Genomic DNA, 7356 nt, shown 5'->3' on the forward strand with positions numbered 1-7356 from the left:
AGACACACCACCCACCCGCTCAACCAACCCCGCCGCCTGCCCCCGCAACGCCTCCGCACTACGCGCCGACACCACCCACGGCACCACCCCACCCACATCAGAGGACACCGACTCCACATCCCCCTCAGGCGCCTGCTCCACGATCACATGCGCATTGGTGCCGCTGATCCCGAAAGACGACACACCGGCCCGGCGCGGGCGCTCGCCATCAGGCCACTCCACCGCCTCGGTCAGCAGACGCACCCCGCCGCCGTCCCACTCCACATGGGGTGACAGCTCCTCGGCATGGAGGGTGGCCGGGAGTACGCCGTGCCGTAGGGCCATCACCATCTTGATGACACCGGCCACACCCGCCGCACCCTGCGTATGACCGATGTTCGACTTGAGCGAGCCGAGCCAGAGCGGCCGGTCCTCGGGCCGGTCCCGGCCGTAGGTGGCGATCAGCGCGTCGGCTTCGATCGGGTCGCCCAGTTTGGTGCCCGTGCCGTGCGCCTCCACCGCGTCCACCTCGGACGGGGCCAGCCGGGCGCTGGCGAGGGCCTGGCGGATCACCCGCTGCTGGGAGGGGCCGTTCGGCGCGGCGAATCCGTTGCTGGCGCCGTCCTGGTTGATGGCCGAGCCCCGGATCACCGCCAGCACCCGATGTCCGTTGCGCCGGGCGTCGGACAGCCGCTCCAGCAGCATCAGGCCGACGCCTTCGCCCCAGCCCGTTCCGTCCGCGCTCGCCGAGAACGCCTTGCACCGCCCGTCCGGGGACAGCCCCCGTTGCCGGGAGAAGCCGGTGAACACCTCGGGGGTGGCCATCACCGTCACCCCGCCGGCCAGGGCCAGGGTGCACTCCCCCTGTCGCAGGGCCTGGCCGGCGAGATGGATGGCGACCAGGGATGACGAACACGCCGTCTCCACCGTGACGGCCGGTCCCTCCAGGCCGAGGGTGTAGGACACCCGGCCCGACAGCAGGCTCGGTGCGTTGCCCGCGTATCCCTCGGATCCCTTCTGCGGAAGGTCACCCGATGTGGTGCCGCCGGTGGTGGCCGTACCGGCGTAGACGCCCGTTCGGGAGCCCTTGAGGGAGACCGGGTCGATTCCGGCCCGTTCGCATGCCTCCCAGGCGGTTTCCAGCAGCAGTCGCTGCTGGGGGCTGGTGGCGAGCGCCTCGCGCGGGCTGATGCCGAAGAACTGGGGGTCGAACCGGTCGGCGTCGTAGAGGAATCCACCCCGTCGGACATAGGTGGTGCCGGGGTGGTCCGGGTCCGGGTGGTAGAGGTTGTCGAGGTCCCAGCCGCGGTTGGTGGGGAAATCCCCGATCGCGTCCACGCCGTCGGCGACCAGCCGCCACAGGTCCTCGGGCGTGTTCACGCCGCCCGGGAACCGGCAGGCGATGCTCACGACCGCGATCGGCTCCTGGTGTCGCTCCTCCGCCGCACGCAAACGCAGGCGCGTATCGTGCAGATCCGCGGAAACGCGCTTGAGATACTCGACCAGCTTCTCTTCATTCACGTTCACCATGAGGTTTCACCCGGCCCTCAGTGATCGTCGCGCCCGGCACATTCAGGACACGCCCAGTTCGTTGTCGATGAAGTCGAGAACCTGGGCCGCGGACGCGGACTCCAGCCTCTCGGCGGCGGTCATCTCTTCCTCCGCCGGCTTGCGTGTCGCCTTCCACTTCGCCAGCAGGCTTTCGAGCCGTGCGGTGACCGCCCCCGAATCGCCGGCTTCCATCTCGAGGCCGATGAGGGTGGCTTCGAGCCTGGCCAGTTCGTTGAGGACCGGATCGGCGCCGTACCGGCCCGAGACGGCGCCGACCGCCGGGGCGATGCGCTCCAGCAGGTAGTCGGCCAGCACGGCCGCCTCCGGATAGTCGAAGACGAGGGCGGCGGGCAGCCGCAGACCGGTGGCGGCGGCAAGCCGGTTGCGCAGTTCGACGGCGGTCAGGGAGTCGAAGCCCAGCTCCTTGAAGCTGGTGTCGGCCTGCACCGCTTCGGCGTCGGCGTGCCCGAGCACGGTGGCCACATGGCCACGGACCAACTGGAGGACCGCGCGGCGCTGTTCCGCGGCGGACAGGCCCGCCAGCCGGTCGGCCCAGTCGTCCGGCCGTGCGTCGGCTGCCGCCGCCGTACGGCGCGCCGCCGTGCCACCGGCGCCGGAGACGGCGAGGGCGCGGAGCGTGGCGGGGAGGCTGTCGGCGGGCTGGGCGGCCAGGACACGCGGGTTCATATCCGCCGCGATCAGCTGGTGGCCGCCGTGTTCGGCCGCCGCGTCGAGCAGCCGGAGGGCGTGGTCCGCGACCATCGCGGTGACGCCCGAGCGGGACATCCGGGCCAGATCCGCTTCGGCGAGGCCACCGGTCATCTCGCTGGCTTCGGCCCACAGGCCCCACGCCACCGAGAATGTCGGCAGGCCCCGTGCCCGGCGGTGGGCCGCCAGCGCGTCACAAAAGGCGTTGGCCGCCGCGTAGTTGGCCTGTCCCGGGCTGCCCAGGACCCCGGCGGCGGACGAGAACAGCACGAACGCGCCCAGTCGCAGATGTGCCGTCGCGGTGTGCAGATGTGCCGCGGCGGTGGCCTTCGCCGCCCAGACCCGCGCCAGCCGCTCGGGGGTCTGCGCGGTGACGACCGCGTCATCCAGCACACCCGCGGCATGGATCACTCCGGTCAGCGGATGCTCGGGGTCGACCCCCGCCACCAGATCGGCCACGGCGGCCGCGTCGGTGACATCGGCGGCGACGATACGTACCCGCGCGCCCAGAGCCGTCAGCCGGGCGGTGAGGTCCTGGGCGCCCGGCGCTTCCGGGCCCCGGCGGCTCACCAGCAGCAGATGGCCGATCCGCCAGACTCGTACGAGGTGTTCGGCGACCAGCGCGCCCAGTGTGCCGGTGCCACCGGTGATGAGCACGGTGCCGTCCGGGTCCACCGGGGCGGGGACGTCCAGCACCAGCTTGCCGGTGTGCTTGGCCTGGCTGAGATGGCGCAGCGCCTCATGTGTCCGGCTGAGCGGCCAGGTACGGACCGGCAGCGGCCGCAGGGCTCCGGCGGCGAACAGCTCGCCCAGTTCGCCCAGCATCCGGCCGACGCGTTCCGGCCCGGCGTCGGTGATCAGGTCGTAGACCTGATACGTCACCCCCGGATGCGCCTCCGCGACGCGCTCGGGGTCACGGAGATCGGTCTTGCCCATCTCCATCAGCCGGCCGCCCTCGGCCAGCAGCCGCAGGGAGGCGTCTACGAAGGGCCCGGCCAGGCTGTTGAGCACCACATCGACGCCGCGTCCGCCGGTGGCCCCGCGGAACACCTCCTCGAAGTCCAGATCGCGCGACGAGGCCCGGTGTGCCTCATCGATGCCCATCTCCTCCAGCACCGTGTGCTTCCCGGGGCTCGCCGTCGCGTAGACCTCCGCGCCCAGATGGCGGGCGATGCGCACGGCCGCCATGCCGACGCCGCCGGTCGCCGCGTGGATCAGGACCGACTCCCCGGCCTGGAGCCCGCCCAGTTCCACGAGCCCGTACCAGGCGGTCAGGAACGCCACCGGCACGGAGGCCGCCTGCGCATCGGTCCATCCGGCGGGAATGGGCGCCACCATGCGGGCGTCGGTCACCGCGATCGGGCCGAACGCGCGGTCGAAGACCCCCATGACCCGATCGCCCACCGCGAGCCCGGTCACCTCGGGGCCGATGTCCAGCACCACACCGGCGCCTTCGCCACCGAGCCCGGTCTGGCCCGGGACCATGCCCAAACTGATCAGCGCGTCACGGAAGTTGATACCGGCAGCGTGCACCGCCACCCGTACCTGCCGCGGTCCGAGGGGTTCGAGCACCTCCGGGCACGGCACCGGCTTCACGTTGTCCACGGTGGCCGCGCCGGTCAGCTCCAGCCGCCATGCGGGCTGCCCCACCAGTGCGACCACACCTCCGCTGCTCGCGCCACCGGCACGCATCAGCCGGGGCACCCGAAGCCGTCCCGCCCGCAGTGCGATCTGCGGCTCGTCCATGTGCGCCGCCCACGCCACGGCGCCGCGCACACCCTCCGCGAGCGGCTCGGAGTCCGGGTCGAGATCGAGCAGAGTGAATCGCCCCGGATTCTCCGCCTGCGCACTGCGCACCAGCCCGCATACGGCGGCCCCGGCCACGTCCACGCCGCCGTCTCCGGCGCCCTCCGCTTCGGAGGCGTCGAGCGCGACCGCTCCCCGGGTGACCACCACCAGCCGGGTATCGGCGAACCGGGGTTCGGCCAGCCAGCCCCGTACCAGCTCCAGCGCCCACTCCGAGGCCGCAAGACCGGCGGCGGCCAGGTCCCTGGCGGTGTCCCCGTCGGACGAGTCGGCTGGGTCGGATCCGTCGAACGGTTCCCCGAAGGCGGGCAGATACGCGATGGCCACCGAGGGGGCGGGGCCGTCACCGTCGAGGGCGGAGACCAGCGCCTCCAGACGCGGATGGTGTACCGCGCCCGGCGGAATCGGTCCGCACCCCTGCCCGTCCAGAACCGCCCAATCGCCGCCATCCGCCGGATCCGGCTCGTGGTTTCCGGCATCGGTGTGCTCCTGTGCGGGGACGGGCAGGGGCGTCCACTCCAGGGTGAACAGCCCGTCCACCACGGGCCCGCCGGTGGTCCGCAGCTGGTCGACGGCGGCCGGTCGCATCACCAGCGAGTCGACGGTCAGCACCGGACCGCCCACGGCATCGGCCACCTCGACCCGCAGACCGCGTTCGCCCTCAACGCCGTCCTGGTTCCGGGGCGAGAGCCGGACCCGTACGGTCGTGGCGCCGCCCGCCCACAGCGACACACCGTTCCAGGCGAACGGCAACCACACCCGGCCCCCGTCGCGCTCCGCCTCCGGCCGGTCGAGGAGGAACGCCGGATGGAGCGCCGCGTCCAGAAGCGCCGGGTGGATACCGAACCCCTCCGGGTCTCCGGCGGCCTCGGGCAGCGCCACTTCGGCCAGGAGGTCCGCGCCCTCCCGCCATACGGCCCGCAGTCCGCGGAAGGACGGCCCGTACGCGTACCCCGACGCGGCGGCGTGCTCATAGAACCCGTCCAGCCGTACGGGCTCCGCACCCGCCGGCGGCCATGCCGTGACCGGCTCGTCCACCGGACCGGGGCTCTGGAGGGACGGCGGGCCCAGGACGCCCTCGGCGTGGCACACCCAGCCCGGGTCGGCACCGGGCTCCACATCGCGGTCGGGCCGGGAGTACACCCGCACATCACGCCGCCCGTGCCCGGTGGCCGCACCGGCCACCACCTGGACACGCAGCCCACCGGACGCGGGCAGCACGAGCGGGACCTGAAGCGCCAGCTCCTCCACCCCGCCGCAACCCGCCTCATCGGCGGCCCGCAGCGCCCACTCCACCAGCGCGGCGCCCGGGGCCAGCACGGCGCCCGCCATCACATGCTCGGCCAGCCAGCCCCCGGCGCCGCCCGGGATCCGGCCGGTGAGCACCAGCCCGCCATCGGCGAGCCCGACGGCAGCCGGCAGATGCGCATGCCCGACGCGCTGTAGCCCGGCCGCCCCCACATCTCCGACGCCACCGCCCGCCGCCAGCCAGTAGCGCTCACGCTGGAAGGCGTACGTCGGCAGCTCGACCGTCCGAGGCGCCGGATCGGCCGGGAACCAACGGGCCCAGTCGATATCGGTGCCATGGGTGTGCAGTTGGGCGAGGGCATGGCCGAGTGCGTGCGCATCGGGCCGCTTACGGCTCAGGGTGGCCGTCACCAGCGGAGTCGGCCGCCCGGCCCCGCGCTCGTCGGCATCGGCCGTCGCCTCGTCGGCGGTGAGGTGCTGAAGGGTGTGCTGGGTCGCGGTGGCCAGGACGGGATCGGGGCCGAGTTCGAGGAACACGCCGGTCTCGGGCGCGATATGGGCGACGGCGGGGTGGAAGTGGACGGGTTGACGGATGTGCCGCACCCAGTAGCCCGGTGTGGCCATCTCCTCATCGGCCGGTTCACCGGTGAGGTTGCTGAGCAGGGGAAGGGTGGGCCGGTGGAAGGTCAGGTCGTCGATGGCCCGCGCGAACGGCCCCAGGATGGGATCCATCAGCGGGGAGTGGAAGGCGTGGCTGACGGTGAGTGTCCTGGTCTTGCGGCCCTTGGCCGCCCAGGTGGCGCTGATATCGGCGACGAGGCCGGTCGGGCCGGAGATGACGGTGTTGCCCGGGGTGTTCAGAGCGGCGATGCCCACCTGGCCGTCGTGTGCGGCGAGGTCGTCGGCGAGTTCGTCGGGAGTGGCGGCGACCGTGGCCATGCCCCCGCCCTCGGGAAGCCCACCCATCAGGGTGGCGCGGGCGGCGACCAGGCGGCAGACGTCGGGGAGGTCGAAGACACCGGCGATATGGGCGGCGGCGATCTCCCCGATCGAATGCCCGATCAGCGCATCGGGGTGCGCTCCAAGCGACATCAGCAGCCGTGCCAGGGCGATATGCAGTGCGAACAGTCCCGCCTGGGCGTAGGTGGTGTGATCCAACAGCCCCGGCCGCTCGGCCACACCGTGGAAGACCACGTCGCGGAGGGGGTGTTCGAGATGGGGGTCGAGCAGTTCGCAGACCTCGTCGAACGCCGTGGTGAACACCGGGAACCGGTCGTACAGCCCGGCCCCCATCCCCTGGCGCTGGCTGCCCTGGCCGCTGAAGAGCCACACCGTCTTGCCCGCCGCCGCTCCACCGCCGGGGAGCACCACACCCGGGTGGGGTTCGCCGGTCGCCAACGCCTCTACGGCGGCCAGCAGTTCGGCGCGGTCATCGCCCAGCGCCACCGCCCGATGCTCGAACAGTGACCTTGTGGTGGCGAGTGACCAGCCCACATCGATCGCCGAGAGCTCCGGGCACCGGGCCATGCGTTCGGCCAGCGCGGCGGCCTGGCCGCGCAGCGCCTCCGCGCTCCGCGCGGACAGTGTCCATGGAACCGCCCGCATATCGGGGGAGGTCATGGGCTCGGCGACCGTGATGCGCTTCGACGGCTCGGGGGCCTGCTCCAGAAGGAGATGGGCGTTGGTGCCGGAGGCGCCGAACGAGGACACACCGGCACGGCGCGGCCGCCCGCCCTCCGGCCACTCCACCGCCTCGGTCAGCAGCCGCACCGCACCGCTCTCCCAATCCACATGCGGGCTCGGCTCATCGATGTGCAGGGAGGCAGGCAGCCTTCCGTGCCGGATCGCCTGCACCATCTTGATGACGCCCGCCACGCCCGCCGCCGCCTGGGCATGCCCGATGTTGGACTTGATCGAGCCGAGCAACAGAGGCTGTTCGGCGGGGCGTTCCTGCCCGTACGTGGCCAGCAGCGCCTGCGCCTCGATGGGGTCACCCAGCGTCGTCCCCGTGCCGTGCGCCTCCACCGCATCGACGTCGGACGGCGAAAGACCGGCGCTCACCAG

The 7356-nt window shown here is 72.6% G+C and carries 2 protein-coding genes; both read right to left on the minus strand.

Annotation, left to right across the window (positions count from 1 at the left end; translation table 11 throughout):
• On the minus strand, window positions 1-1509 hold a 1509-nt coding region (locus tag NQU54_RS47710; RefSeq protein WP_257636514.1), incomplete at its 3' end, for a type I polyketide synthase.
• A gap of 42 nt (window positions 1510-1551) precedes the next feature.
• On the minus strand, window positions 1552-7356 hold a 5805-nt coding region (locus NQU54_RS47715), incomplete at its 5' end, for an SDR family NAD(P)-dependent oxidoreductase (RefSeq protein WP_372506432.1).

This window comes from Streptomyces malaysiensis subsp. samsunensis (genome assembly GCF_024519315.1).
GTDB lineage: Bacteria > Actinomycetota > Actinomycetes > Streptomycetales > Streptomycetaceae > Streptomyces > Streptomyces malaysiensis.